We start from the raw sequence: 25218 nt of genomic DNA, 5'->3' as shown, positions 1-25218 counted from the left end.
GTTTTTTTGTGCTTGAGAGAGATATGAACGACCTGATCGCTAAAGCGGCCATCGACCGCCGTATCGCTGAAATTATCACCCCTGTTGTCGAAGACATGGGGTTCGAAGTTGTGCGCGTTCGGCTGATGTCGGGCAAGGAAACGATCTTGCAAGTCATGGTGCAAAAACCTGATGGCACGATGGAAGTTGACGATTGCGGACACGTGTCCACAGCGCTGAGCGCTGTGTTGGATGTCGAAGACCCTATTGTTGATGTCTATAACCTTGAGGTTTCCAGCCCGGGCATCGACCGCCCGCTGACCCGCCTGAAAGACTTTGACCAGTGGGAAGGCTTTGAAGCCAAGATCGAAACGGATGAACTGATCGACGGTCGTCGCCGGTTCAAAGGTGCGTTGGCCGGTACTGAAGGCGACGAAATCCTGATCACGATCCCTGAGGGAACGATTGGTCTGAAATTTGAATGGCTGTCAGATGCCAAGCTGGTTCTGACAGATGAATTGATCCGCGACGTACTGCGCGGGCGCAAAGATGCGGGCCAGATTGATGAGGCCCAATTTGATGAGATTGAAACCATAATCGACGGTGAGGAGAACACCTGATGGCATATACTTCCGCGAACCAGCTGGAACTTTTGCAAACGGCCGAAGCCGTCGCGCGCGAAAAGAACATCGAGGCCGGCTTGGTTGTCGAGGCGATGGAAGAATCGCTCGCTCGGGCTGCTAAATCCCGTTACGGCGCTGAAATGGACATTCGTGTTTCCATCGACCGCAAGACAGGTAAGGCAACGTTTACACGCGTGCGTACCGTCGTCGAAGACGAAGAGCTGGAAAACTACCAGTCTGAATTCACCGTCGAGCAAGCCAAAGAATACATGGAAAACCCCGAAGTGGGTCAGCAGTTCATCGAGGAAGTTCCCCCCGTTGAGCTGGGTCGTATCGCGGCGCAATCTGCGAAACAGGTTATTTTGCAAAAAGTCCGCGAAGCTGAGCGTGACAAGCAATACGAAGAATTCAAAGACAAGGCCGGTACAATCATCAACGCGCTGGTTAAGCGCGAAGAGTACGGCAATGTTATCGTTGATGTGGGTGCTGGCGAAGCGGTCCTGCGTCGTAACGAAAAAATCGGCCGCGAGGCATACCGCCCGAACGATCGTATCCGTTGCTTTATTAAAGAAGTACGTCGCGAACAGCGCGGTCCGCAGATTTTCCTTTCTCGCACAGCGCCAGAATTCATGGCTGAGCTGTTCAAGATGGAAGTTCCTGAGATCTATGAGGGTGTGATTGATATCAAAGCCGTTGCACGTGACCCAGGTTCACGCGCTAAGATCGCTGTAATTTCTTACGACAACTCGATCGACCCTGTCGGTGCCTGTGTTGGTATGCGCGGTAGCCGCGTTCAGGCTGTTGTGAACGAACTTCAGGGCGAGAAAATTGACATCATTCCTTGGAATGAAGATATGCCAACGTTCCTTGTGAACGCGCTTCAGCCTGCCGAAGTGTCCAAAGTTGTTTTGGATGAAGAAGCTGGCAAAATCGAAGTTGTTGTTCCTGATGAGCAATTGTCACTGGCAATTGGCCGTCGCGGTCAAAACGTGCGCCTTGCTTCGCAACTGACCGGTCTGGATATCGACATTCTGACCGAAGAGGAAGAATCCAAGCGTCGTCAGGCAGAATTCGAACTGCGTACGAAATTGTTCATGGATGCACTTGATCTGGACGAGTTCTTTGCCCAATTACTCGTATCAGAAGGGTTCACCAACCTTGAAGAAGTCGCATACGTTGAAGTTGACGAATTGACTGTCATCGAGGGCGTTGACGAAGATACAGCAAGCGAACTGCAAACCCGTGCTCGCGAGTTTTTGGAAGCAAAAGCCAAGAAAGCCATGGATGCTGCCCGTGCATTGGGTGTGGAAGATAGCCTTGCAAGCTTTGAAGGTCTGACACCGCAGATGCTTGAAGCATTGGGTAATGATGGCGTTAAGACGTTGGAAGACTTTGCAACCTGCGCCGACTGGGAACTAGCCGGTGGGTGGACCATCGTCGATGGCGAGCGTTCCAAAGACGATGGTGTTCTAGAGCCATTCGACGTGTCCTTGGAAGAGGCGCAGAACATGGTCATGACTGCGCGTGTGATGTTGGGTTGGGTTGATCCGGCTGAACTCGAAGCGGACACAGACGACGAAGACGATCTGACAGAGGAAGAAGAGGCCTAAATTTAGGCCTTTTAAGGGGATAATATATGGCACGTGGTGGCCACAACAAACTAAAAGACGACGAGGCGACACGTAAGTGCATCGTCACCGGAGAGGCGCAGCCAAAAGCTGGGCTTATCCGGTTCGTTGTGGGTCCTGACAACCAAGTTTATCCCGATGTGTTGGGAAAACTACCCGGCCGCGGCATGTATGTGTCTTCAACGCGTGAAGCATTGGAAGCGGCAACAAGGGGACAGTTTTCCCGTTCTGCCAAACAGCCGGTCACCGTGCCCGACGGTTTGGCGGTTGAAGTTGAGCGTCAGCTTGCACGTCATACGGTAGATATGATCGCAATGGCCCGTAAAGCGGGCCGTGCGGTTTGTGGATTTGAAAAGGTAAAGGGTTGGCTCGCCGGTGGCGAGCGGGTCCGCGTCTTGGTTCAGGCTTCTGATGGGTCCGAACGCGGCAAGGCGAAATTGTGGACGCCCGAAGGTGCCCGATATTTTGGCTGTTTTACTGCTGAAGAATTGGGTTTGGCTTTTGGGCGGCAAAGTGTGATACATGGCGCGCTTGCGACTGGCGGACTCAGCAATCGTGTTGTAGACGAAGCCACAAAGCTACGTGGCTTGCGCGAAGTGGACGGTGGCGATACGGCCTCCGGGAAGGATAAAGAAGCTAAATGAGCGATAACGACGGTAAAAAGACACTCGGTCTCGGTGGTTCGCGTCCAAGCAACGTGAAGCAAAGCTTTAGCCATGGGCGGACCAAGAACGTCGTGGTGGAAACCAAACGTAAACGCGTTGTGGTGCCAAAGCCCGGCACGGCCAAGCCATCTGGTGGTTCAGGCCCGATTGGTGGCGACCCTTCAAAACGGCCCGCAGGCATTTCGGATGTCGAGCTGGAACGCCGGATGAAGGCGCTTGCGATGGCGAAAGCCCGCGAAGCCGAAGAACAAGCGAAGCGCGAAGCCGAAGAAAAGGCCCGTGCAGCAGAGCGTGAAGCACGTCGTGCAGAGATCGAAGCAAAAGAAGCTGAAGATCGCGCCCGTGAAGAACGCGCAAAGGCGAAAGCCGAAGAAGAAGAGCGTAAGCGTGTAGAAGCTGCAAAAGCGAAGGCGAAAGCCGCTGCACCTGCGCCAGCCGCACCTGACGCGGCGGCGGTTCCTGGTGAAACAGCTGTTACGCGCCCATCTTCTGCGCCACGTAAAACAGACCGTGATCCTTCCGGCCGTGATAAAGCAACAAAAGCAAAGCCAGGCCGTGGTGGCGCCAACGATGGTCGCCGTTCCGGCAAACTGACGTTGAACAACGCGACAGCTGGCCGCGAAGGTGGTCGTCAGCGTTCCATGGCTGCAATGAAGCGCAAGCAAGATCGCGCCCGCGCCAAGGCGATGGGTGTCTCTGCTGAGCGTGAAAAGGTATTCCGCGACGTTGCCCTGCCAGAAGCGATCACCGTTTCTGAATTGGCGAACCGTATGTCCGAACGTGTTGCTGATGTCGTTAAGGCATTGATGACAAACGGCATCATGGCGACGCAAAACCAAACAATCGACGCTGATACGGCTGAATTGATCATCGAAGAATTCGGCCACAAAGTGGTCCGTGTTTCTGACGCTGACGTCGAAGACGTGATCACTAAAATTGACGACGATCCAAAAGATCTGCAATCACGTCCGCCGATCATCACGATCATGGGTCACGTTGACCACGGTAAAACGTCGCTTCTTGATGCGATCCGTAACGCGAAAGTGGTTGCTGGCGAAGCTGGCGGGATCACACAGCACATTGGTGCTTATCAGGTCACTACAGACAGCGGTGCTGTTCTGTCGTTCTTGGATACACCGGGTCACGCTGCCTTTACGTCGATGCGTTCGCGCGGTGCACAGGTCACGGATATCGTTGTTCTGGTTGTTGCTGCTGATGATGCGGTTATGCCGCAAACCATCGAAGCGATTAACCACGCTAAGGCCGCAAAGGTCCCAATGATCGTCGCGATCAACAAGATTGATAAGCCTGCAGCAAATGCTGACAAAGTGCGCACCGATCTGTTGCAGCACGAGGTCATCGTTGAAAAAATGTCCGGCGATGTGCAGGATGTTGAAGTCTCAGCAATGACGGGTCAGGGCCTTGATACTTTGCTCGAAGCGATTGCGCTTCAGGCGGAAATCTTGGAACTGAAAGCGAACCCTGATCGCGCTGCCGAAGGTGCTGTGATCGAAGCTCAACTTGATGTTGGTCGCGGTCCCGTTGCGACTGTTTTGATCCAGAACGGTACGCTGCGCCAAGGTGACATCTTTGTTGTGGGTGAGCAGTACGGTAAAGTGCGTGCGTTGATTAACGACAAAGGCGAGCGTGTAACCGAAGCTGGTCCAGCGGTTCCTGTTGAGGTGCTTGGTCTGAATGGTACACCTGAAGCTGGTGACGTTCTGAACGTTGTCGACACTGATGCGCAGGCACGTGAAATCGCGGAATACCGTGAAAAAGCGGCCAAAGAAAAACGTGCAGCAGCTGGTGCAGCTACGACGCTTGAGCAGCTTATGGCGAACGCCAAAGCCGACGAAAACGTCAGCGAGTTGCCGATTGTTGTTAAGGCCGACGTTCAAGGTTCTGCCGAAGCGATCGTTCAGGCGATGGAAAAAATCGGTAACGATGAAGTCCGCGTCCGCGTTCTGCATTCCGGCGTTGGTGCGATCACTGAAACAGATATCGGTCTTGCCGAAGCGTCTGGCGCACCAGTGTTTGGCTTTAACGTACGTGCCAATACATCGGCGCGTAACACTGCCAACCAGAAGGGCATCGAAATTCGCTACTATTCAGTCATCTACGATCTTGTAGACGACGTGAAGAAAGCGGCATCTGGCCTGCTGTCCGCCGAAATTCGCGAGAAATTCATCGGTTACGCTGCAATCAAAGAAGTCTTCAAGGTGTCCAACGTCGGCAAGGTTGCTGGTTGTATCGTCACCGAAGGTGTGGCTCGTCGTTCTGCAGGCGTACGCCTGCTACGCGACAACGTGGTTATCCACGAAGGTACGCTGAAGACGCTGAAGCGCTTTAAAGACGAAGTTGCAGAAGTTCAGTCTGGTCAAGAATGCGGTATGGCGTTCGAAAACTACGACGATATCCGTCCAGATGACGTGATCGAAATCTTCGAACGTGAAGAAGTCGAACGTAACCTGTAATAAGCGTTACATAGAAATAAAAAGGGCGGTCCGAATTGGGCCGCCCTTTGTTTTTTATTTAACTGTTTGAATTTATAGCCAATCTCGAAGGATTGGTATCAGCGGAATATCTGCCGCTGGCATAGGATAGTCGCGCAATTCATTTGGGCGCACCCATTTCAGCGTCTGACCTTCGCGTGCCCGTGGCGTGCCTTCCCATTTGCGGCAGGCAAACAGCGGCATGAGTAAATGAAAATCATCATAGCTGTGGCTTGCGAAAGTGAGCGGGGCGAGACATGACGCCCAAGTGTCGATGCCTAACTCTTCTTTAAGTTCACGGATAAGCGCAGCTTCTGGGGTTTCGCCAGCCTCGATTTTGCCGCCCGGGAATTCCCATAGGCCTGCCATCGATTTGCCCTCGGGGCGCTGTGCAAGCAGCACACGCCCGTCGGGGTCAATCAGTGCGACAGCGGAAACAAGAACAGTCTTCAAGACCGGTAATCCGCGTTGATGTCGATGTAACCATGGGTCAAATCACAGGTCCAAACGGTCGATTTGCCGGAACCTAGCCCCAGATCAACACTGATCGTTAGTTCTTGGTTCTTCATATACGCGCTTGCGACTTCTTCAGAGTAGTCGGGCGAACGCCAGCCATTTTCTGCAACAAGTATGTCACCAAACCGAATGCTCAGCAGGTCGCGATCTGCCGCGGCACCAGATTTACCAACAGCCATGACAATCCGACCCCAGTTGGCATCTTCGCCAGCAATCGCCGTTTTCACCAGCGGAGAGTTGGCAATCGACATAGCTACCTTGCGCGCATCCGTATCATCGGCTGCACCTGTCACGTCAACCGTCACGAACTTGGTCGCGCCTTCGCCGTCACGGACGACTTGGTGTGCAAGATCCAGCATGACGCCGTGCATGGCATCAGCGAATGCATCGTTTCCGGTGACATCAATACCCGATGCACCAGTGGCAGCAGCGACAAGACTGTCTGACGTCGATGTATCGCTATCAACTGTGATGCAGTTGAACGTCCTGTCGTTTTGCGTGCTGATGATCTTTTGCAGGTCTGGTTGACTGATATTGGCATCCGTAAAGATGTAGACAAGCATCGTCGCCATATCAGGCGCGATCATTCCTGACCCTTTTGCGATACCAGCGATCTTAACGGGTTTCCCATCGACCATCACTGTCGCTGTGGCACCTTTGGGGAAGGTATCCGTGGTCATGATCGCGCGGGCGGCCTCTTCGATCTTGGAAGGGCTTTGGTTGGCGACCAGTTCGCTTACTTTGGATGTGATCCGTTCGTGAGGAAGGCGTTCACCAATTACACCTGTCGACGCGGTAAAGACGCGACTTGGTTCGATCTTTAGCTCATCCGCGACAGCAGTACAGATCGCAGAAACGCTGCCATCACCGTGTTTGCCCGTGAACGCGTTTGAGTTTCCAGAATTGACGATGATCGCTGCGGCGCCAGTTGGGTCGCTGCCTAGCTTTGATTGGCAATCAAGTACGTTTGCTGATCGTGTCGCCGAGCGAGTGAACACGCCTGCAACGGCAGAACCCACAGTCAGGCATGCTAGCATTACATCCGTTCGGCCCGCATAGCGCACCCCCGCAGCCGCAGATGCAAAGGTGACGCCATCGATTTCCGGAAGTTCCGGAAACCGTTCAGGTGCAAGTGGTGAAACAGCCATGTGTTTAGTCCAGCAATTCGAAGCGACCGATGATTTCTGGATCGAATTGGTCAGCTTCAGGTTTAACGATATCCTGACCCGCAGTCAGTTCATCCAGATAAGCTGTAATAGCGGCTTCTTGCAATTCGCTAGTTAACTGTGGCGTCATTTCTTCCAACGTTGGTAGAGCCTGCACACGTTGTTCGATAAGTGTCGCGACGTGCCAGCCAAACTGGGTTTCAAATGGTTCTGAAACGCCGCCAACTTCAAGGTTGCTAATGGCTGTTTCGAATTCTGGAACCATTGCGCCCGGGCCAAACCAACCCAGATCACCACCGTTTGGACCAGTTGGACCGGTTGAAACATCGCGTGCAACGTCGGCGAATTCTTCACCTTTGTCGATGCGTGTTTTTGCTGCTGCGGCTTCTTCTTGTGTTTCAGTTAGCAAATGCGCGCCGTGAAATTCGGGTACTTCTTCTGCATCGGCAAAGCGTTCGTCATATGCGGCTTGGATCATTTCCGGCGTGACAGAGTTTTCTGCGATGTTCGTGATAACTTCACCAGCGAGCAGAGTGCGTTCTTCGTTTTGCAAAGAATAGGTAACCCGCGCTGGGACGTCTTCGATAGCATCTGCAAGAAGCTGCTGTTGCACTAACTGATCCACAAGACCTTCGAACAGCATTTCGTTAGGAAGTGTTGCGTATTGTTCGGGCAGTTGGGTGCGCGCGATCAACAGTTCGCCCAGTGTGATTTCAGTTTCGCCGACAGTTGCGATGACTGTACCGGCTGTTACGTCGTCTTGGGCGAAGGCGGCGCTAGACAAAGATAATGTCAGTGCAGATGCACCCAAAAATGTAACATGTTTCAGCATAAATCGATCCCTTAATGACCCACGCGGGTGCGTGGCGTTGACACTGCATATCCGGCCCCTTACATCCCTAAGATGCCTCGACGGGGCTGGTCTCGGCCCTTTGTATGTGGCCAATCACGGGCCTACAAGCGACCTCGTCTCAAATTGATGTCAGACAGGCGCGGATGCGCCGCCGGAGTGAATATGCTGGGTATCGGAACGATTGCCAAAAAGGTGTTTGGCACACCGAACGACCGCAAAGTAAAAGCTGTCCGCCCACTGGTCGGAAAGATTAACGCGCTAGAGCCCGAATTTGAGGCGCTTTCTGACGAAGGCATCAAGGCAAAGACCGAAGAGCTTGCCAAGCGTGCGATGGGCGGTGAAACCCTTGATGCGCTGTTGCCCGAAGCATTTGCGAACTGTCGCGAAGCTGCCAAGCGGGCATTGGGGCTGCGGGCCTTTGATACACAATTGATGGGCGGCATCTTCCTGCACCAAGGCAACATTTCAGAGATGAAAACCGGTGAGGGTAAAACCCTTGTTGCGACGTTCCCGGCCTATCTGAACGCACTGACAGGCAAAGGCGTACATATCGTTACTGTGAACGACTATCTTGCCAGTCGTGACGCGGAATGGATGAGCCGTGTTTATACCGCCCTAGGTCTGACGACGGGTGTTGTGGTTCCCAATCAGCCAGACCCTGAAAAGAAAAATGCCTACTCGTGCGACGTGACCTATGCCACGAACAATGAACTGGGCTTTGATTACCTACGCGATAATATGAAATCTGAGCTGTCTCAGATGTACCAGCGCCCTCACAATTTCGCGATTGTGGATGAGGTCGATAGTATTCTGATCGACGAAGCGCGGACACCGCTGATTATCTCTGGTCCTGCCGAAGATCGTAGTGAAATGTATGCGACCATCGATAAGGTGATCCCCGAAGTTCAGGACGAGCACTTTACGCTGGATGAAAAAACCAAGCAGGCGACTTTCACCGAGGAAGGTAATGATTTCCTCGAAGCACGGCTAGTAGAATTGGGCCTACTGTCCGAAGGTCAGACGCTGTACGATCCTGAAAGCGCGACATTGGTTCACCACGTGAACCAAGCGCTAAAGGCGCACAAGTTATTCGTCAAAGACGACAACTATATCGTACGCAATGATCAGGTCGTTCTGATTGATGAATTCACCGGCCGTATGATGGACGGTCGTCGTCTGTCCGATGGCCTGCATCAGGCGATCGAAGCCAAAGAAAACGTCGCGATCAAGCCCGAAAACGTGACGCTCGCGTCTGTTACATTCCAAAACTATTTCCGGCTTTATGAAAAACTGGGCGGAATGACGGGTACTGCGACCACTGAAGCCGAAGAATTCATGGAAATCTATGGCCTGGGTGTTGTCGAAGTTCCGACCAACCGTCCAATCGCGCGTGTCGATGATCACGATCAGGTTTACCGCACCGCCAAAGAAAAATTCGAAGGCGTCGTCAAAGAGATCAAAGAGGCCCACGCAACTGGGCAACCGATCCTTGTTGGTACAACCTCTATCGAAAAGTCAGAGCACCTTGCGCGTCTACTTCAGGCGGAAGGGATTAAGTTTAACGTTCTCAACGCACGCCAGCACGAACAAGAAGCTCAAATTGTTGCTGACGCGGGTCGTCTGAACGCTGTGACAATCGCTACTAACATGGCGGGTCGCGGTACAGATATTAAGCTGGGCGGTAACGTAGAGTTTTCAATCATGGAGGCCATTGAGGCGAACCCCGATGGTGACCACGCGACAATCCGAGCAGAGATCGAAGCTGCACATGATACCGATGAGCAGGCCGTAAAAGACGCTGGTGGTCTATTTGTTCTGGCTACTGAACGTCACGAAAGCCGCCGTATTGATAACCAACTACGTGGTCGTTCTGGCCGACAAGGTGACCCGGGCCGTTCATCGTTCTTTCTATCGCTCGAAGATGATTTGATGCGAATTTTCGGATCAGAACGGCTTGATAAGGTGCTGTCTGGGCTGGGTATGAAAGACGGCGAAGCGATCGTTCACCCTTGGGTGAACAAGTCGCTGGAACGTGCACAGGCCAAAGTCGAAGCACGTAACTTTGACACGCGTAAGCAGTTGTTGAAATACGACGATGTGATGAACGACCAGCGCAAGGTGATCTTTTCGCAGCGCCGCGAAATCATGGAAGCAACTGACCTTTCCGAAATCGTCAAAGATATGCGCGACCAAGTGATCGACGACTTGGTAACTGATTACATCCCTCCCAAAAGCTATGCTGATCAATGGGACGCTGCGGGTTTAGCCGAGGCTGTGAAAGAAAATTTTGGGCTTGAGTTGCCAATCGTTGAATGGGCGGCAGAAGAAGGCGTTGATGATGGCGACATTATTGAACGGCTCGAAAATGCCTGCGATAAATACATGGGTGAAAAGACCGATGCATTCGGTGCGGACACCATGCGCCGTGTTGAAAAACAGTTCTTGCTGCAAACTATTGACAGTAAGTGGCGCGAGCATCTGCTCACTTTGAACCACCTGCGGTCAGTCGTAGGTTTTCGTGGGTACGCGCAACGTGATCCATTGAACGAGTATAAAACCGAAGGCTTTCAATTGTTCGAAAGCTTGCTTGATGGATTGCGCACAGATGTAACTAAACAGCTGTCTCGTATTCGCCCCATGTCGAAAGAAGAGCAAGAAGAAATGGTGGCGCAGGCACGTCAGCAGCAACAGGCTATGGCAGCGCAACAAGCCGCTGCAGCAGTCGCTGGACAAGTACGCGAAGGGTTTGACGAAAAAGATCCCACAACATGGGGTAACCCATCGCGCAACGATGACTGTCCATGCGGGTCTGGCAAGAAGTTCAAACATTGCCACGGGCGTATTGCTTGAATTATTGCTTAATCACTTTGCTAAGTGCTGCTATTGTACCTGCAGAGTGATTAGTTATCGGAAGTTTCAATGTCCCGTATGTCAACGATAAAGACGGTCCTACGGACCTTCGTAGTTGCGTTGGGGATTGGATTCTTTGTGCAATACGGGGAAGCACCCGTTGCTGATACTGGAGAGCCGCTTACGGTTCCGCGCCCCGTTACAGTTGTGACAAATAGGAAAGCCCATTCTGTTTTTGGAGTGGCTGAAAATCCTCGTCGGTCCACAGGATACATTTCCGATGTTCAAACCGTTGCGCTGGTCAATCAGGAATACACGGAAGAACGGCTGCCGGAGCTGAGTATGATTTCCGCAACGCGTGTGATTGATGACGCGTGTAAAGTGTCACTGTCAGCGCAGGCCGCGCCTGCCGCGATGGCCCGGCTGACGGTCAATGCGCCCTGTCATAAGCGGACAGAATTCACACTTATCCATAGCGGTATGCGTTTTTCGAACCGCACTAATGCTGAGGGGCGAGCCATTGTGTCGCTTCCTATACTATCTGTAGATGCGAAAATTTCGTTACTTATCAATAATGTTGAACAAGCGCACGTTGCTCTTTATGCGCCCGAGGTTCCCCAATATGATCGCACTGTCTTGCAATGGCGCGGCTTTGCTAACCTCCAACTTCATGTGCTTGAGGATGGTGCCAGCTTTGGTGAGGTCGGCCACATCTGGACTGGCTCTGTTCACACGCCAAACTTTGCGATTTTAGGGCAGCATGGATTTGTTAGCCGATTTGGAACGCGATATGCAGACATCCCTTATCAGGCAGAGGTTTACACCTATCCTGCGCGTTTAGTGCGCCCTGATATGGCGGTTATGATGCCTGTGGGGGTGATGGTAACTGATGAGCTGTGCGGTGTTGTGTTGAATGTTCAGATAATCCAAGTGATTTCTGGTCAAGTTAATGCGCCTATAGACGTGTCGATCAAAGGGCCATCATGTGACAACGTTGGCCAGTTTATTATATTGCCTGACGTCCTGAGACCCGTCACCGGCGGCTTTCGTTAAAAGTTTTCACCAAATAGACCCTCGGCCCGAAAGCTAACTTCACAAGATTTACCAATGATTAGGTGGTCGTGGACAGTGATACCCAACGCTTTGGCAGCCGTGTCAATTTTTCCAGTCATTTCAATATCAGCCTGTGACGGAGTGGGGTCGCCTGATGGATGATTGTGTACTAAAATCAAAGCGGCAGCATTTAGCTCTAAGGCGCGTTTGACGACCTCCCGGGGGTAAACGGGAACGTGATCCACCGTGCCCTTTGCCTGTTCTTCATCGCCAATCACGGTGTTTTTAGTATCTAAAAATAGAATCCTAAACTGTTCTGTATCTCGGTGGGCCATGGTGGTGTGGCAATAATCTAGCAAAGCATCCCAACTAGAAACAACATGCCTTTGCATAACCTTGGCACGGGCAAGGCGATGTGCGGTCGCCTCTACGATTTTGATTTCGAGCGCGACAGCGTCACCAACACCGTTGATTTGCCGCAACTGATGTAGTGGAGCCGACAGCACCCGGTTGAAGTCACCAAAAGTGTTGATCAAATCATGTGCAAGAGGTTTCACATCCTGACGCGGGATTGCGCGGAATAGGATGAGCTCAAGCAGTTCATAGTCCGGAACCGCAGTTGCGCCGCCTGTCAAAAACCGTTCGCGCAGTCGTTTTCGGTGATCGCGCATATAGGACGGTGTTCGACCTGATGGCATTGGCACGGCTTCGACAATTTCGTCGATTTCGGAAAACAGGGAACGGGATTCGGCAAAATCGGACATACCCCGAGTGTCTGCCATAATCAGTTAATGAACGGTGAATTTGGCCCCGGTGCTATCATCGGGGCCAAATATCTAGCCTTTCATAGAATCCCAAAAGTTTTTGACAGAATTAAAGAAGCTAGATCCTTGCGGGTTGTTGTCTTCGCTAAGTTCGTCGAACTCTTTCAAGATTTCGCGCTGGCGCGCAGTGAGTTTCACAGGTGTTTCCACAGCCAGTTCAATGAACATATCGCCGTTTCCACCACCGCGTAGCGCTGGCATACCTTTGCTACGCAAGCGCATCTGGCGACCAGATTGTGAACCTTCTGGAACCTTCACACGGCTACGGCCACCGTCGATGGTTGGTACTTCGATTTCACCACCAAGCGCTGCTGTCGCCATTGAAACAGGAACCCGACAGAACAGGTTGCTTGCTTCGCGTTCGAATAGCGCGTGGTCGTTGACCTCGATAAAGATGTACAGATCACCTGTTGGACCGCCACGCATTCCGGCCTCGCCTTCGCCAGCAAGGCGAATACGGGTGCCAGTTTCGACGCCAGCAGGAATGTTAACCGAAAGCGATTTCTCTTTCTCGGTACGTCCTTGGCCATGACAGGATTTGCACGGGTTTTTGATTGTTTGGCCCATGCCTGAACATGTCGGGCAAGTGCGTTCGACGGTAAAGAAACCTTGCTGCGCACGGACCTTACCCATACCGGCACATGTCGGACATGTCTGGGGTTCAGAACCACCTTCGGCACCGGTGCCGTTACAGGAGTCACATCCAACAGCAGTTGGAACAGTGATCGTCTTTTTCAGACCAGCATAGGCGTCTTCAAGGTTAATCCGAAGATTATAGCGCAGGTCGTTCCCGCGTTGCGCGCCACCACGACGGCCACCGCCACCGCGGCCACCACCCATGAAATCGCCAAACAAATCGTCGAACACGTCTGAGAATGCGCTACCAAAATCACCTTGGCCGCCACCCGGACGTTGACCGCCGCCACCCATGCCGTTTTCAAACGCAGCATGACCGTAGCGGTCATAAGCAGCTTTTTTGTTCTCGTCCTTTAGGACTTCGTAAGCTTCGTTAGCTTCTTTGAACTTTGCCTCGGCAGTTGGGTCGTCAGCATTGCGGTCAGGGTGCAGCTCTTTCGCCTTTTGGCGATAGGCTTTCTTGATGGCAGCAGCGTCGGCACCTTTAGCGATGCCAAGCACTTCATAATAGTCACGTTTTGCCATGATAAATTTTCCCCCTTGGGAATGGAAAAGACCGACCCGGATTTGGGCCGGTCCACTTTCCTAAACGCGCGCTAGCTTATTCGCCGCGCTTGTTGTCATCCAGATCTTCGAAGTCGGCATCAAGGATGTCATCATCGGCTGCTGGTGCTTCGGGTTCTGCTTCACCAGCCTCTTCCTGAGCGGATTTGTAGATGGCTTCGCCCAGCTTCATCGCAGATTCAGTCACGTTCTGAATACCGGATTTGATCTTCTCGGCGGTGCCGTCTTCAAGGTCATCCTTAAGTGCAGCGATTGCCAGTTCGATCGCTTCGATCGTTGTTGGGTCAACCTTGTCTGCGTGCTCTTCCATGGACTTTTCAGTCGAGTGGATCAGGCTCTCAGCTTGGTTTTTCGCTTCGATCAATTCGCGACGATCTTTATCTGCCTCGGCGTTATCCTCGGCGTCTTTGACCATTGCTTCGATGTCTTCATCGGACAGACCGCCAGATGCTTGAATCGTGATCTTCTGCTCTTTACCGGTGCCTTTGTCTTTCGCGCCTACTTCAACGATACCGTTGGCATCAATGTCGAAGGTGACTTCGATCTGTGGCAGACCGCGTGGCGCTGGTGGAATCTCTTCGAGGTTGAACTGACCCAACATTTTGTTGTCGGCAGCCATCTCACGCTCACCTTGGAACACGCGCAGTGTCACAGCATTCTGGTTGTCTTCGGCAGTCGAGAAAACCTGAGACTTTTTCGTTGGGATCGTTGTGTTGCGGTCGATCAAACGAGTGAACACGCCACCCAGTGTTTCGATACCCAGCGACAGTGGTGTCACGTCCAAAAGAACAACGTCTTTCACGTCACCCTGCAGAACGCCGGCCTGAATAGCAGCACCCATGGCAACAACTTCATCTGGGTTCACGCCCTGATGTGGTTCTTTACCAAAGAATTTACCGACTTCTTCTTTCACGCGTGGCATGCGGGTCATACCTCCAACAAGAACAACCTCGTCGATGTCACCAACAGATAGGCCAGCATCTTTGATCGCGTCTTTACATGGTTTGATCGAGTTTTTGATCAGGTCAAGTACAAGCGATTCCAGCTTTGCGCGGGTCAGTTTCATGACCATGTGCAGTGGCTGACCGTTTGAACCCATAGAGATAAACGGCTGGTTGATTTCAGTGCTGGAAGAAGAAGACAGTTCGATCTTCGCTTTTTCAGCAGCTTCTTTCAGACGCTGTAGCGCCATCTTGTCTTTGGTTAGGTCGACAGAGTGTTCTTTTTTGAACTCGTCTGCGAGGTAGTTAACGATGCGCATGTCAAAGTCTTCACCACCAAGGAACGTGTCACCGTTGGTAGATTTCACTTCGAACAGGCCGTCGTCTATTTCCAAGATGGTTACATCGAATGTACCGCCACCAAGGTCATAAACTGCGATTGTTTGTGTGTCTTTTTTATCAAGGCCATATGCCAGCGCAGCCGCTGTTGGCTCGTTGATGATACGCAGTACTTCGAGGCCAGCGATCTTACCGGCGTCTTTCGTCGCCTGACGCTGAGCATCGTTAAAGTATGCAGGAACCGTGATAACGGCTTGGGAAACTTCTTCGCCAAGGTAGCTTTCGGCGGTTTCTTTCATCTTACCAAGGATGAACGCAGAGATTTGGCTAGGGGAGTACTTCTCACCCTTTGCTTCAACCCATGCGTCGCCGTTGCCGCCGTTGACGATGTCAAACGGCATGTTCTTCTTTTCTTTCGCCAGATCAGTATCGTCGAAACGGCGACCGATCAGACGCTTAACAGCGAAAATTGTGTTTTCTGGGTTTGTGACCGCCTGGCGTTTCGCCGGCTGACCGACAAGACGTTCGTCGTCGGTGAACGCAACGATAGATGGCGTTGTGCGCGCACCTTCGGCATTTTCAATCACACGTGGTTTAGAGCCATCCATGATGGCGATACAAGAGTTAGTCGTTCCTAGGTCGATACCAATAACTTTGGCCATTTCAAATCCCTCTACATTAGGCGGTTTGAGTAGCGCGAACCCGTTTCGGCACCCGCGCCAGTTACGTTCTGATGATCAGGGGAAGCCCCCAAACAAATGATCTAGGCGTATATAGGGATGCACAAACGTGGCTGCAAGCGCTCTAAGGGGACTCAATAGGCAAAAAATAGGCATTTTCCCGCAGAAACGTTAATGTAGTTGGGTCCTTGACTTAACGCCCGGCGCTCCAACTGGCGGATACGTGTTGTCTGGTGAAAAACATACCCATCATCCCAATCACAAGCAGGGTTAGCGATACATAAAGCGGGTAGGAAATAGTCGTGAAGTGTGGGTTGTAGTGCAGAAACACAAAACCTTTGTTTTGGTCAATGATGTGAAACAGCGGGTTCCAGTCAAACATTGCGATCATGCTTGCCGGTAGTGAATTTACCAAGAACATTTTCCCCGAAGCAATCATGTTTAACCGGCGGTACATTTGCCCAACGATACCCATCGTGCGCGGAAACCAAGGCGTAATCGCGAGAAACACAATTCCCACACCGATGCCTGAAAACCAAGCTAGCAAAAGCATTCCCATTGCTCCGATCGGATTGTCAATGCTGATTGGGGTAAACGCGCAGTGATAAATCGTCAGGACAATTATGATGGATAAGGTCTGTTGATATAGTTCCGCGAGCGCCGCAGACGTCATCGTAACGATGGGGTTCATCGGCGCATATAGCATCATCGGTGCAAGCGCACCGCCCGCGCCTTGAACTGCTTTTACGGTTTGAATGTGCGCCCGAAACAATAAAACACCGGACATGATGTAGAGCAGGAAGTCGCCTCGTATCGGAGAGCTGCGCATTCCGATCACCATGTACATGAGTAGAAACACGGCAACCATGACCATACTTTGTAAAACAGTGATCACTAAGCCTACGACCGCATTTCGATTGCCGCCGCGGACAGTCCTTACTGTAACATGGTATATCAACTCTAGATTGCTAAAAAGGCTTCCCGCGGTGCTTGCATTTCGGCGTGTCTGAAACATGATTATGCTTTCACTGCGTGCCTACCGGAACCGGCAGGTATGTCCCTGCATCGGGTTGCCCAAATGGCGATGAACATTCATAACGGCTATATCGTAACTTTTCAATAAACAGGACCCGTCATATGGATTTCGATAAGCTGACAAAAGTAATGCGAAAGCTAGCGTTGTTAGCTGGTGATAAGATTATGGAAATCTATGCAGCCGATGATTTTGAAGTTCGTGCAAAAAGCGACGAAAGTCCAGTCACGGCAGCAGACGAAGCAGCGGATGCGATTATTAGCGCTGGTCTACGTGAAGCCTTTCCTGATGTGCCGCTCGTAACCGAAGAACAGTCTGCTTCGCATGGTCAATCTGTCAGCACATTCCTGATCGTAGATCCTCTGGATGGTACAAAAGAATTCATCAAGCGCCGAGGCGACTTTACTGTTAATATTGCGTATGTTGTCGACGGCGTTCCTGTACGTGGCATTGTATATGCACCTGCAAAGGATCGGCTGTTTTATACATCTGCAGATGGATCAGCCGTAGAGGAAACCGGAGAATTCGCAAAAGATGTCGTTGGGAACACGAAACCAATCCGGGTTTCAGTGCCTGATAACGATGCTCTTTTGGTTGTTGCTTCGAAATCTCATCGAGATCAAGCGACCGATGATTACATCAGTAAATACAATGTAGCTGACATGAAGAGCGCCGGATCGTCGCTTAAGTTTTGCTTGGTCGCGACTGGTGAGGCCGATCTGTACCCACGGGTTGGACGTACGATGGAATGGGATACGGCTGCAGGGCATGCTGTGCTTACTGGTGCTGGTGGTCAGGTTGTGCGGTTCGATGATCATACCCCGCTGGTCTACGGTAAACCTGAGTTTGCGAACCCTTTCTTTATTGCGCTTTCACCTGATGTGAAGTTGGAGAAAGCTTAATGCCTGTCTTAATCGTTATTCCAGCGCGCTACGCGTCTACACGTTATCCGGGTAAGCCCCTTGTTGAATTGCGCGGCGCTGACGGCGAAGCAAAAAGCCTTATCCGTCGGTCTTGGGATGCCGCCATGCAGGTGAGCGGTGTCGATCGTGTTGTTGTAGCGACCGACGACGACCGGATCGCAGACGCAGCGCGTAGTTTCGGCGCCGATGTTGTTATGACTTCGGTGGATTGCCAAAATGGCACAGAGCGGTGCGCAGAGGCCGTCAAAAATATTGATGGAGATTACGATATTGTCGTCAATTTGCAGGGCGACGCACCGTTGACCCCGGCATGGTTTGTCGAAGACCTTGTCGCGGGCCTGCGTGCGCAACCCGATGCGGATGTGGCGACGCCTGTTTTGCGGACCGAGGGGCGCGCGCTGAACGGATTTCTAGCTGATCGCCGTGCGGGACGTGTTGGCGGTACAACTGCTGTGTTCGGAACCAATCACAATGCATTGTATTTCTCAAAAGAAGTGATCCCTTATACCGGGAAAAATTTTGCTGATGATGACGAAACACCTGTTTTTCATCACGTTGGTGTTTATGCCTATCGACCTAAGGCATTAGCAGCGTACCCAGGATGGACCTCTGGGCCTCTTGAGCAGCTTGAAGGTCTGGAGCAACTTCGGTTTCTTGAACGTGGTACACCGGTTCTTTGCGTCGAAGTTGATGGAAAGGGTCGCGAGTTTTGGGAGTTGAACAACCCAGAAGATGTGCCACTTATTGAGGCAATGTTGAGCAAGATGGGGCACGCCTAGATATTGGTGACGATCATTTGGGGTTTACCCTTAAGTTTCACAGCTGCTCACGCTAAGCTTTTATTAAGAAATAAGTAAAAAGGTACCGTTATGAAAAGAAAAGTGACCAAGGCAATTTTTCCTGTTGCAGGCTTGGGGACTAGATTTCTTCCTGCAACCAAATCGGTTCCTAAGGAAATTATGACTCTGGTTGATCGCCCGCTTATTCAATACGCAATTGATGAAGCACGCGCTGCGGGGATTGAGGATTTCATTTTCGTGACTTCTCGGGGTAAATCGGCCCTTGAAGATTATTTCGATCACTCGCCAGAGCTGGAAAGTGCGCTGCGTAAATCGGGTAAGACGGAATTACTAGAAACGCTTAAAGCAACCAACATGGATAGCGGTGCGATTGCGTATATTCGTCAACACAAGGCCTTGGGGCTTGGACATGCGGTTTCTTGCGCTAGAAAGTTGATTGGGGATGAACCTTTTGCGGTTATTCTTCCGGATGATTTGATTGCGTCTGAAAAACCATGCCTTCAGCAAATGATCGAAGCCTACCAAGACACCGGCGGCGCTATGGTTGCTGCGATGGAGGTGACACCGGAGCAAACGTCGTCTTACGGTGTGCTTGATGTGCTGAGCGAGGACGGTTCCGTTGTTAAAGTTAAGGGTATGGTCGAAAAGCCTGCTGCGGGAACCGCGCCATCAAACCTTGCTGTGATTGGTCGCTATATTCTTACGCCAAGAATTATGCAGAACTTTAAAAATATCGAACGTGGCGCCGGCGGGGAAATTCAGCTGACCGATGCGATTGCATATGAGCTAACAGCAGGCCGCGACATCTTTGGTTATAAGTTTGAAGGTGAACGTTTTGACTGCGGGTCGAAGGCCGGGTTTTTGCAAGCAACGGTTTCATTTGCGTTGAAACGACCAGAATTGCGCGATGAAATGGCAGGTTTTCTGAAAAACTTGGATCTGGATAAAGCGCTAGCTGGATAAAGGCTTAATTTGAAAGGTATGATTGGCGACGCATGGTTGAACTATCGGATGCGCTGGAAGCGGCGGCGATTGTTGCTGCGGATTTGGCGTAAACGTAAACAACTGAAATGCGTCGCTGACAAGACCAGTCAGATCGCGCCTAATGCTATCTTGGTATTTTCAACGGTACGCAATGAAATGCTGCGCTTGCCGCATTTTTTAGACTATTATCGTAAGTTAGGCGTCGCGCATTTTCTGTTTGTTGATAACGCGAGCGATGATGGCACCGCAGAATATTTGGCTGCGCAACCAGATGTTTCTGTTTGGGCTGCAGATGCCAGTTACAAGCTGTCTCGTTTTGGGATGGATTGGTTGGGCTGGCTGCAATGGCAGTTCGGGAATGGGCATTGGTGCCTAACTGTGGATGCGGACGAATTATTGGTGTACCCCTATTGCGATAGTCGGGACCTACACGCACTAACCCATCATTTGGACGAAAAAAACATCCCGACTTTCGGCGCTGTGATGTTGGACATGTACCCAAAGGGGCCCACGATTTCCACCGCATATAAGGCAGGTGATGATCCGATTTCAGTTATCCCTTGGTTCGACAGTGATGGCTACAGACACGAACGCCACGCCGTTTTTGATAATCATTGGATTCAAGGAGGCGTACGTGAGCGGATGTTCTTTGCAGAACAGCCAGATCGCGCACCCACGTTGAACAAGACACCTCTCGTGAAATGGCATTGGCGCAATGTTTATGTCACTTCAACGCATCATATGTTGCCGCGGCGCTTAAACAGGGTATTTGATTGGCCTGACAAGGGTTTGCTAACTGGCGCATTACTACATACGAAATTTTTGCCTGATATTGGTGTTCGGTCGTCTGAAGAACTGGATCGAAAGCAACATTTCGAAAATAGCGCGCTTTATGGACCATATTACCAACAGCTAGTTGCTGGACCTGATTTGTGGACCGACGCGTCAGTTATGTATATGGGCTGGCAACAGCTTGAGACGTTGGGACTTATGTCGCAAGGTAGTTGGAACTAAGTTTTGCCAGTGCAAAAGAGGAACTAGTTTGGGAGCATGGACTTCATATCGTTTGCGGATGCGCCGAAAGCGTTGGAAGTTCCGCGCACGCCGTAAAGGACGCGAGCTGACGGCTGTGCAAGATCGCACACAGTCAATCCGCCCGACCGATATTATTTTGTTCTGCACGTTTCGAAACGAAGACATTCGGCTACCGTTTTTTCTGCAGTATTACCGCGATTTAGGTGTGAACCACTTTATCTTCGTCGACAACGGCAGCGACGATGGTGGGGCTGACTATGTAGCAGGCGATCCTGATGTGTCGCTATGGAAAACAGATGGCGCATATGGTCAGTCGCGATATGGCATCGATTGGCTAACCTATTTGCAAGACAAACATGCACATGGTCATTGGGCTTTGACCGTCGATGTGGACGAATTTTTTGTCTATCCATTTTGCGATACGCGCCCGATACGCGCGCTTGCCGATTGGCTTGAGGCATCCGAAGTACGTTCATTCGGGACGATGATGCTGGACATGTATCCAAAGGGTCCTGTGGCCGCCGCAGTATATCGGCGTGGTGACGATCCTTTTAAATTGGCGAATTGGTTTGATCCCGGGAATTACACAATCAAGTTAAACGACCTTTATCGCAATTTGTGGATTCAAGGTGGCCCCCGCGCACGCGTTTTCTTTGACGACAAGCCTAGTCAATCGCCCGCACTGAATAAGATACCATTTGTAAAGTGGGATAGATCATACACCTATGTGAGTTCGACCCATATGTTACTGCCGCGTGGGCTAAACCTTGTTTACGGGCAAAACGGTGGCGAAAAATCGTCAGGCGTGTTGCTGCACGCAAAATTTCTTAACATCTTTTCTAAACGGGCGTTGGAAGAGGCGGATCGTGCGGAACACTACAGCCACGGGCGTGAATACAAATCCTATGTGACTGAAAACGATACCGACCCTGAAATTTGGTGCCAATGGAGCGAGCAATACATTAACTGGCGTCAATTGGAGGCGCTTGGCTTAATGTCAAAGGGAAACTGGGCATGACATTTGGTGTTGTCATGTTGGTGCATACAGAGTTCGCTCGCGCCGAGCAGGTGGTCCGACATTGGGTTGATGGCGGCTGCCCGGTCGTCGTGCATATAGATACTACCGTCGACGCCGAAGCTTACGATGGTTTTGTGCGCTCACTTGCTGATTTAGAAACGGTGCGGTTCAGCCAGCGATTTCGTTGTGAGTGGGGAATGTGGGGGCTGGTCGAAGCGACGCAGGCTGCCTCTGAAATGATGTTGCGTAATTTTCCTGAGGTGAGCCACGTATTTCTAGCGTCTGGATCATGCTTGCCGCTGCGCCCGGTATCTGAATTGCGCGGGTTTCTATCCAATTGGCCAAAAACGGATTTCATTGAAAGCGCGACGACAGCTGATGTGCCATGGACTGTTGGCGGTCTTGATCGAGAACGGTTTACGTTGCGATTTCCGTTTTCGTGGAAAAAGCGACGCAAATTATTCGATAGATATGTTCGTTTGCAACAGGTTCTGCGCGTGAAACGCAAAATTCCGGCTGGCTTGGTACCTCATATGGGGTCTCAGTGGTGGTGCTTAACTCGCGATACGTTAAGTGCGATTTTGACGGATCCGAAACGTCGTGCCTATGACAAGTATTTCCGGCGTGTTTGGATCCCGGATGAAAGCTATTTTCAGACACTTGCGCGTTTGCACGCGAAACGGATCCAAAGTCGGTCTTTGACGTTGTCAAAATTCGATTTTCAGGGAAAACCACATATTTTCTATAACGATCACGCCGAAATATTGCGTAGGTCTGAATGTTTTGTCGCGCGTAAGATTTGGCCAAATGCGGGCCTTTTGTATCGCATGTTTCCAAGACAGCCGAATAGTCAGTTGACAGATGCAAAGCCAAATACAGGAAAAGTCGATCGGATTTTTGGTCGCGCCTTAGAAAGGCGAACGCGCGGGCGGCAAGGTCTGTACATGCAAAGCCGCTTTCCCAATGTGGCGCGTGCAAATGGAATTACGGCGGTTCCCTTTTCTGTGATGCAGGGCTTTGACTGCCTGTTTCCTAATTTTGAAAAATGGCTATCTGGGCAAACGGGCGCACAAGTGCACGGACACGTTTATGCAAAAGATAGGGCGCATTTTGCGGGTGATGCCCCGATTTTCAGCGGTGCTTTATCCGACAGCGCTGTTTTGCGGGACTATAATGCTGTTGGGTTTTTAACCAATCTGGTTTGGAACGCACGAGATACGCACCAGTGTATTATGTTTGGTCCTCAAGACACGCAATCCATCCGTTGGTTACTGGCGCATGACACAAACGCACGTGTCTGGGTGATATCTGGGGCGTGGTCAATTCCGCTGTTTTTATCGGGTAAACCAGCACGCCAAGTACGGGCGGAAGCGGCTCGGTTGCAGCGGATTGAGCATAAACTGCTAAAGGCATTACGTGCGCCTGATGCCCATGCGCGGATTCAAATCTGTACACTTGCTGATTTTCTCGAAAATCCACATGCCATTCTACAAGAAGTGGTCGACGAGATCGCCGGCCACAAGGCAGAAGAACTATCAGAATTACCCGAAATGGCTGATTTGACGGGGCTGGCAGAGTTCCTTCAAGAACTGAAGAACCAAGGGATGCACCCCTTTTTGACTGGGGATATTTTGGTCGATGCGGAAAAGCAGCCGCAGCCCGCGTCAGAACCAAAATCATATGTGGTTGGTCATAAATGAGAAATTTCGACTACTTTATTGTGCTGGCGGAAATGCGCACGGGGTCCAATTTTCTAGAGGCCAATCTGAATGCACTTGATGGCGTGAGTTGTCAGGGCGAGGCTTTTAATCCAGCGTTCATCGGTTACCCAAAGACCGAAGACATCTTGGGGATAACTTATGAACAGCGCGAGGCGGATCCGCAGTCCTTGCTTGAACGTGTGAAATCCTATGACGGCCTGTGCGGGTTTCGGTTTTTCCATAGCCATGACCGTCGGGCATTAAATGTGTGTTTGACTGATCCGCGATGTGCAAAAATTATTCTGACTCGTAATCCGATTGATAGCTATGTTAGTTGGAAAACTGCTCAGGAAACTGGACAGTGGAAGCTGACCAACGCAACCCATTCCAAATCGCTACAAATTAAGTTTGATCGCGATGAATTCGAAGCACAGCTTTCTGCGATACAGGAATTCCAGATTGAGGTGCAAAACGCGTTACAGCGAAGTGGTCAAACTGCGTTTTATATCGGTTATGATGATTTGCGTGATATGGATGTCATGAACGGTTTGGCGGCGTATTTGGGTGTTGAGGCGCGCTTGGATAATCTCGACAAGAAACTTAAAAAACAAAATCCAGAGCCGCTTGAAGATCGGGTTAGCAATTTTTCAGAAATGAAAGATGCGTTGCGAGAGACTGACCGCTTTGACCTCACACGTACCCCGAATTTCGAACCTCGGCGCGGGGCCGCCGTTCCAACCTACATTGCGGCTGACAAAGCTGGGCTGTTGTATATGCCATTACGTTCGGGCCCTGATTGGGCTGTTAAGCGTTGGTTGGGTGATCTTGAAGGGGTTAGACCGCGCGATTTACAGCGTAAGTTCACACAAAAATCGCTACGGCATTGGCAGCAAGATCATGTAGGTCATCGTAGCTTTACGGTGGTAAGGCACCCGGTAGCGCGTGCGCATGCAGCGTTTTGCGATTGTATCATTGATGATGGACCGGCAAGTTTTCCCGGCATTCGGGCGAACCTGCGCAAGGTCCACCGTTTGGCAATACCTGAACAGGCACCCGATTTGTCTGATAGATCGGGCTACGGCGATAGGCTGCATCGCAAATTGTTTCTGGGTTTCCTAAAGTTCCTTAAAAGTAATTTGGCGGGACAAACGTCAATTCGTGTTGATCCAGCATGGGCTAGCCAACTGACATTACTACAGGGCATGGCTGATTTTTCGGTGCCTGACATGATCCTGCGCGAAGATCGGTTGCTGAATGATTTACAGGTTTTGGCAGGGCAGGTGGGGATCGCCGATTGCCCAGACCTTATCGTATCTGATCATCCGCATCATGACCGACTTGCGTCGATCTATGATCAAGAAATAGAAGACGCCGCGCGCGAAGCTTTCACACGCGACTATACAGTATTTGGGTTTTCGAATTGGGCCTAAGCAGCCTGCGATGACTGGGCTTCGGTTAGGATTGTATGAAGAGTTGCCGGATCGCTATTTGCACGCAGTTTTGTACAGGTGGCGGAATCGCGCATTGTCCGTGACACCAAAGCGAGTGCCTTTAGATGATCAACACCCGCGCATTCAGGCGCAATAAGGCAAAACACCAAATCAACAGGCTGCCGGTCAACTGAATCGAAATTCAGCGGTTTTTCCAAACGCAAAAAGATACCTTGAACGGCTGTCGCACCAGCGAGCCGCGCATGCGGAAGGGCAATCCCATGGCCAACACCCGTTGGACCAAGACCTTCACGCTCGATGAGGGCCTCGATCACTTCGGCAGATTTCAGGTCATAGCTCGTCTCTGCCAATTCACCCAAATCGTGAAATAGCCGCTTCTTGCTGGTGCAAGAGGCGATTGTCTTTACCGCCTCCGGCTTTAGGATATCTGCAATTTGCATCGGCCGTTTCTCTCACCAATTTCGC

21 protein-coding genes are annotated in these 25218 nt (G+C 51.2%); 13 read left to right on the top strand and 8 right to left on the bottom strand.

From position 1 onward, the window contains the following. The first annotated feature begins 23 nt into the window (after positions 1-23). The 4 genes from rimP to infB are packed head-to-tail and all read left to right on the top strand — an operon-like array spanning position 24 to position 5369. Entirely contained in the window at positions 24-599 is a 576-nt protein-coding gene (rimP, locus tag CLV80_RS14580) for a ribosome maturation factor RimP (protein ID WP_106358672.1), read from the top strand. After that, positions 599-2212: a transcription termination factor NusA gene (gene nusA, locus CLV80_RS14575; protein ID WP_106358671.1), complete on the top strand. Its 1614-nt coding sequence runs from the start codon at positions 599-601 to the stop codon at positions 2210-2212. The genes rimP and nusA overlap by 1 nt, the downstream gene beginning before the upstream one ends. A gap of 26 nt (positions 2213-2238) precedes the next feature. Next, positions 2239-2874, top strand: a complete 636-nt coding sequence (locus CLV80_RS14570; RefSeq protein ID WP_106358670.1) for an RNA-binding protein — start codon at positions 2239-2241, stop codon at positions 2872-2874. After that, positions 2871-5369 (top strand): translation initiation factor IF-2, encoded by a 2499-nt coding sequence (infB, locus tag CLV80_RS14565; RefSeq protein WP_106358669.1) that lies wholly within the window; start codon positions 2871-2873, stop codon positions 5367-5369. Before CLV80_RS14570 ends, infB begins: the two co-directional genes overlap by 4 nt. Before the next feature lie 72 nt (positions 5370-5441). Here the strand turns inward: infB and mutT are convergent, their stop codons facing one another. Genes mutT through CLV80_RS14550 form a run of 3 tightly spaced genes read right to left on the bottom strand, consistent with a single transcriptional unit; the run spans position 5442 to position 7901 of the window. Continuing rightward, positions 5442-5840, bottom strand: a complete 399-nt coding sequence (gene mutT, locus CLV80_RS14560; RefSeq protein WP_106358668.1) for an 8-oxo-dGTP diphosphatase MutT — start codon at positions 5838-5840, stop codon at positions 5442-5444. Beyond that, complete coding sequence (argJ, locus tag CLV80_RS14555) at positions 5837-7051, bottom strand: bifunctional glutamate N-acetyltransferase/amino-acid acetyltransferase ArgJ (protein ID WP_106358667.1); 1215 nt, start codon at positions 7049-7051, stop codon at positions 5837-5839. Before argJ ends, mutT begins: the two co-directional genes overlap by 4 nt. 4 nt (positions 7052-7055) lie before the next feature. After that, a complete protein-coding gene (locus tag CLV80_RS14550) occupies positions 7056-7901 on the bottom strand; it encodes a peptidylprolyl isomerase (RefSeq protein WP_106358666.1) in 846 nt (281 codons plus the stop codon). Between the two features lie 183 nt (positions 7902-8084). On the opposite strand from CLV80_RS14550, the gene secA reads away from it, so the two are divergent. Together secA and CLV80_RS14540 are read left to right on the top strand one after the other, a co-directional pair. Continuing rightward, on the top strand, positions 8085-10772 hold the full coding sequence (secA, locus tag CLV80_RS14545) for a preprotein translocase subunit SecA (RefSeq protein WP_106358665.1): 2688 nt from the start codon (positions 8085-8087) through the stop codon (positions 10770-10772). A 69-nt stretch (positions 10773-10841) separates the two neighbouring features. Continuing rightward, the gene (locus CLV80_RS14540; protein ID WP_106358664.1) at positions 10842-11825 is read left to right on the top strand and encodes a hypothetical protein; all 984 of its coding nucleotides are present in this window, start codon (positions 10842-10844) and stop codon (positions 11823-11825) included. Here CLV80_RS14540 and radC read toward each other — a convergent pair. The 4 genes from radC to CLV80_RS14520 form a co-directional block, all read right to left on the bottom strand. After that, the gene (radC, locus tag CLV80_RS14535; protein ID WP_106358663.1) at positions 11822-12589 is read right to left on the bottom strand and encodes a RadC family protein; all 768 of its coding nucleotides are present in this window, start codon (positions 12587-12589) and stop codon (positions 11822-11824) included. The genes CLV80_RS14540 and radC overlap by 4 nt on opposite strands. 72 nt (positions 12590-12661) lie before the next feature. Next, positions 12662-13810 (bottom strand): molecular chaperone DnaJ, encoded by a 1149-nt coding sequence (gene dnaJ, locus CLV80_RS14530; RefSeq protein ID WP_106358662.1) that lies wholly within the window; start codon positions 13808-13810, stop codon positions 12662-12664. A gap of 76 nt (positions 13811-13886) precedes the next feature. Further along, positions 13887-15791, bottom strand: coding sequence for a molecular chaperone DnaK (dnaK, locus tag CLV80_RS14525; RefSeq protein WP_106358661.1), 1905 nt, complete (start codon positions 15789-15791; stop codon positions 13887-13889). A gap of 211 nt (positions 15792-16002) precedes the next feature. Further along, positions 16003-16704 carry an ABC transporter permease gene (locus tag CLV80_RS14520; protein WP_311135531.1) on the bottom strand — a complete coding sequence of 234 codons (702 nt, stop codon included), beginning with the start codon at positions 16702-16704 and terminating at the stop codon, positions 16003-16005. Between the two features lie 242 nt (positions 16705-16946). Between CLV80_RS14520 and cysQ the strand changes: the two genes are divergently transcribed. From cysQ to CLV80_RS14485, 7 genes are all read left to right on the top strand, one after another. Then, positions 16947-17744 carry a 3'(2'),5'-bisphosphate nucleotidase CysQ gene (gene cysQ, locus CLV80_RS14515; RefSeq protein ID WP_106358659.1) on the top strand — a complete coding sequence of 266 codons (798 nt, stop codon included), beginning with the start codon at positions 16947-16949 and terminating at the stop codon, positions 17742-17744. Beyond that, on the top strand, positions 17744-18544 hold the full coding sequence (kdsB, locus tag CLV80_RS14510; RefSeq protein ID WP_106358658.1) for a 3-deoxy-manno-octulosonate cytidylyltransferase: 801 nt from the start codon (positions 17744-17746) through the stop codon (positions 18542-18544). The genes cysQ and kdsB overlap by 1 nt, the downstream gene beginning before the upstream one ends. A gap of 90 nt (positions 18545-18634) precedes the next feature. Next, the gene (gene galU, locus CLV80_RS14505) at positions 18635-19528 is read left to right on the top strand and encodes a UTP--glucose-1-phosphate uridylyltransferase GalU (RefSeq protein ID WP_106358657.1); all 894 of its coding nucleotides are present in this window, start codon (positions 18635-18637) and stop codon (positions 19526-19528) included. An 18-nt stretch (positions 19529-19546) separates the two neighbouring features. Beyond that, entirely contained in the window at positions 19547-20563 is a 1017-nt protein-coding gene (locus tag CLV80_RS14500; protein ID WP_106358656.1) for a glycosyltransferase family 2 protein, read from the top strand. A 28-nt stretch (positions 20564-20591) separates the two neighbouring features. Next, on the top strand, positions 20592-21602 hold the full coding sequence (locus tag CLV80_RS14495; RefSeq protein ID WP_243394587.1) for a glycosyltransferase family 2 protein: 1011 nt from the start codon (positions 20592-20594) through the stop codon (positions 21600-21602). Next, a complete protein-coding gene (locus tag CLV80_RS14490) occupies positions 21599-23302 on the top strand; it encodes a DUF5927 domain-containing protein (RefSeq protein WP_106358654.1) in 1704 nt (567 codons plus the stop codon). The genes CLV80_RS14495 and CLV80_RS14490 overlap by 4 nt, the downstream gene beginning before the upstream one ends. Next, positions 23299-24732 (top strand): sulfotransferase family 2 domain-containing protein, encoded by a 1434-nt coding sequence (locus CLV80_RS14485; RefSeq protein ID WP_106358653.1) that lies wholly within the window; start codon positions 23299-23301, stop codon positions 24730-24732. The genes CLV80_RS14490 and CLV80_RS14485 overlap by 4 nt, the downstream gene beginning before the upstream one ends. On the opposite strand, the gene CLV80_RS14480 is transcribed toward CLV80_RS14485, so the two are convergent. Beyond that, positions 24729-25193: a PTS sugar transporter subunit IIA gene (locus tag CLV80_RS14480; protein WP_106358652.1), complete on the bottom strand. Its 465-nt coding sequence runs from the start codon at positions 25191-25193 to the stop codon at positions 24729-24731. The genes CLV80_RS14485 and CLV80_RS14480 overlap by 4 nt on opposite strands. Positions 25194-25218: the final 25 nt, after the last annotated feature.

The sequence above is a fragment of the Yoonia maritima genome, from assembly GCF_003003285.1.
Lineage (GTDB): Bacteria > Pseudomonadota > Alphaproteobacteria > Rhodobacterales > Rhodobacteraceae > Yoonia > Yoonia maritima.
Note: the sequence above shows the minus strand (reverse complement) of the source record. Positions and strands in the feature narration are given on the sequence as shown.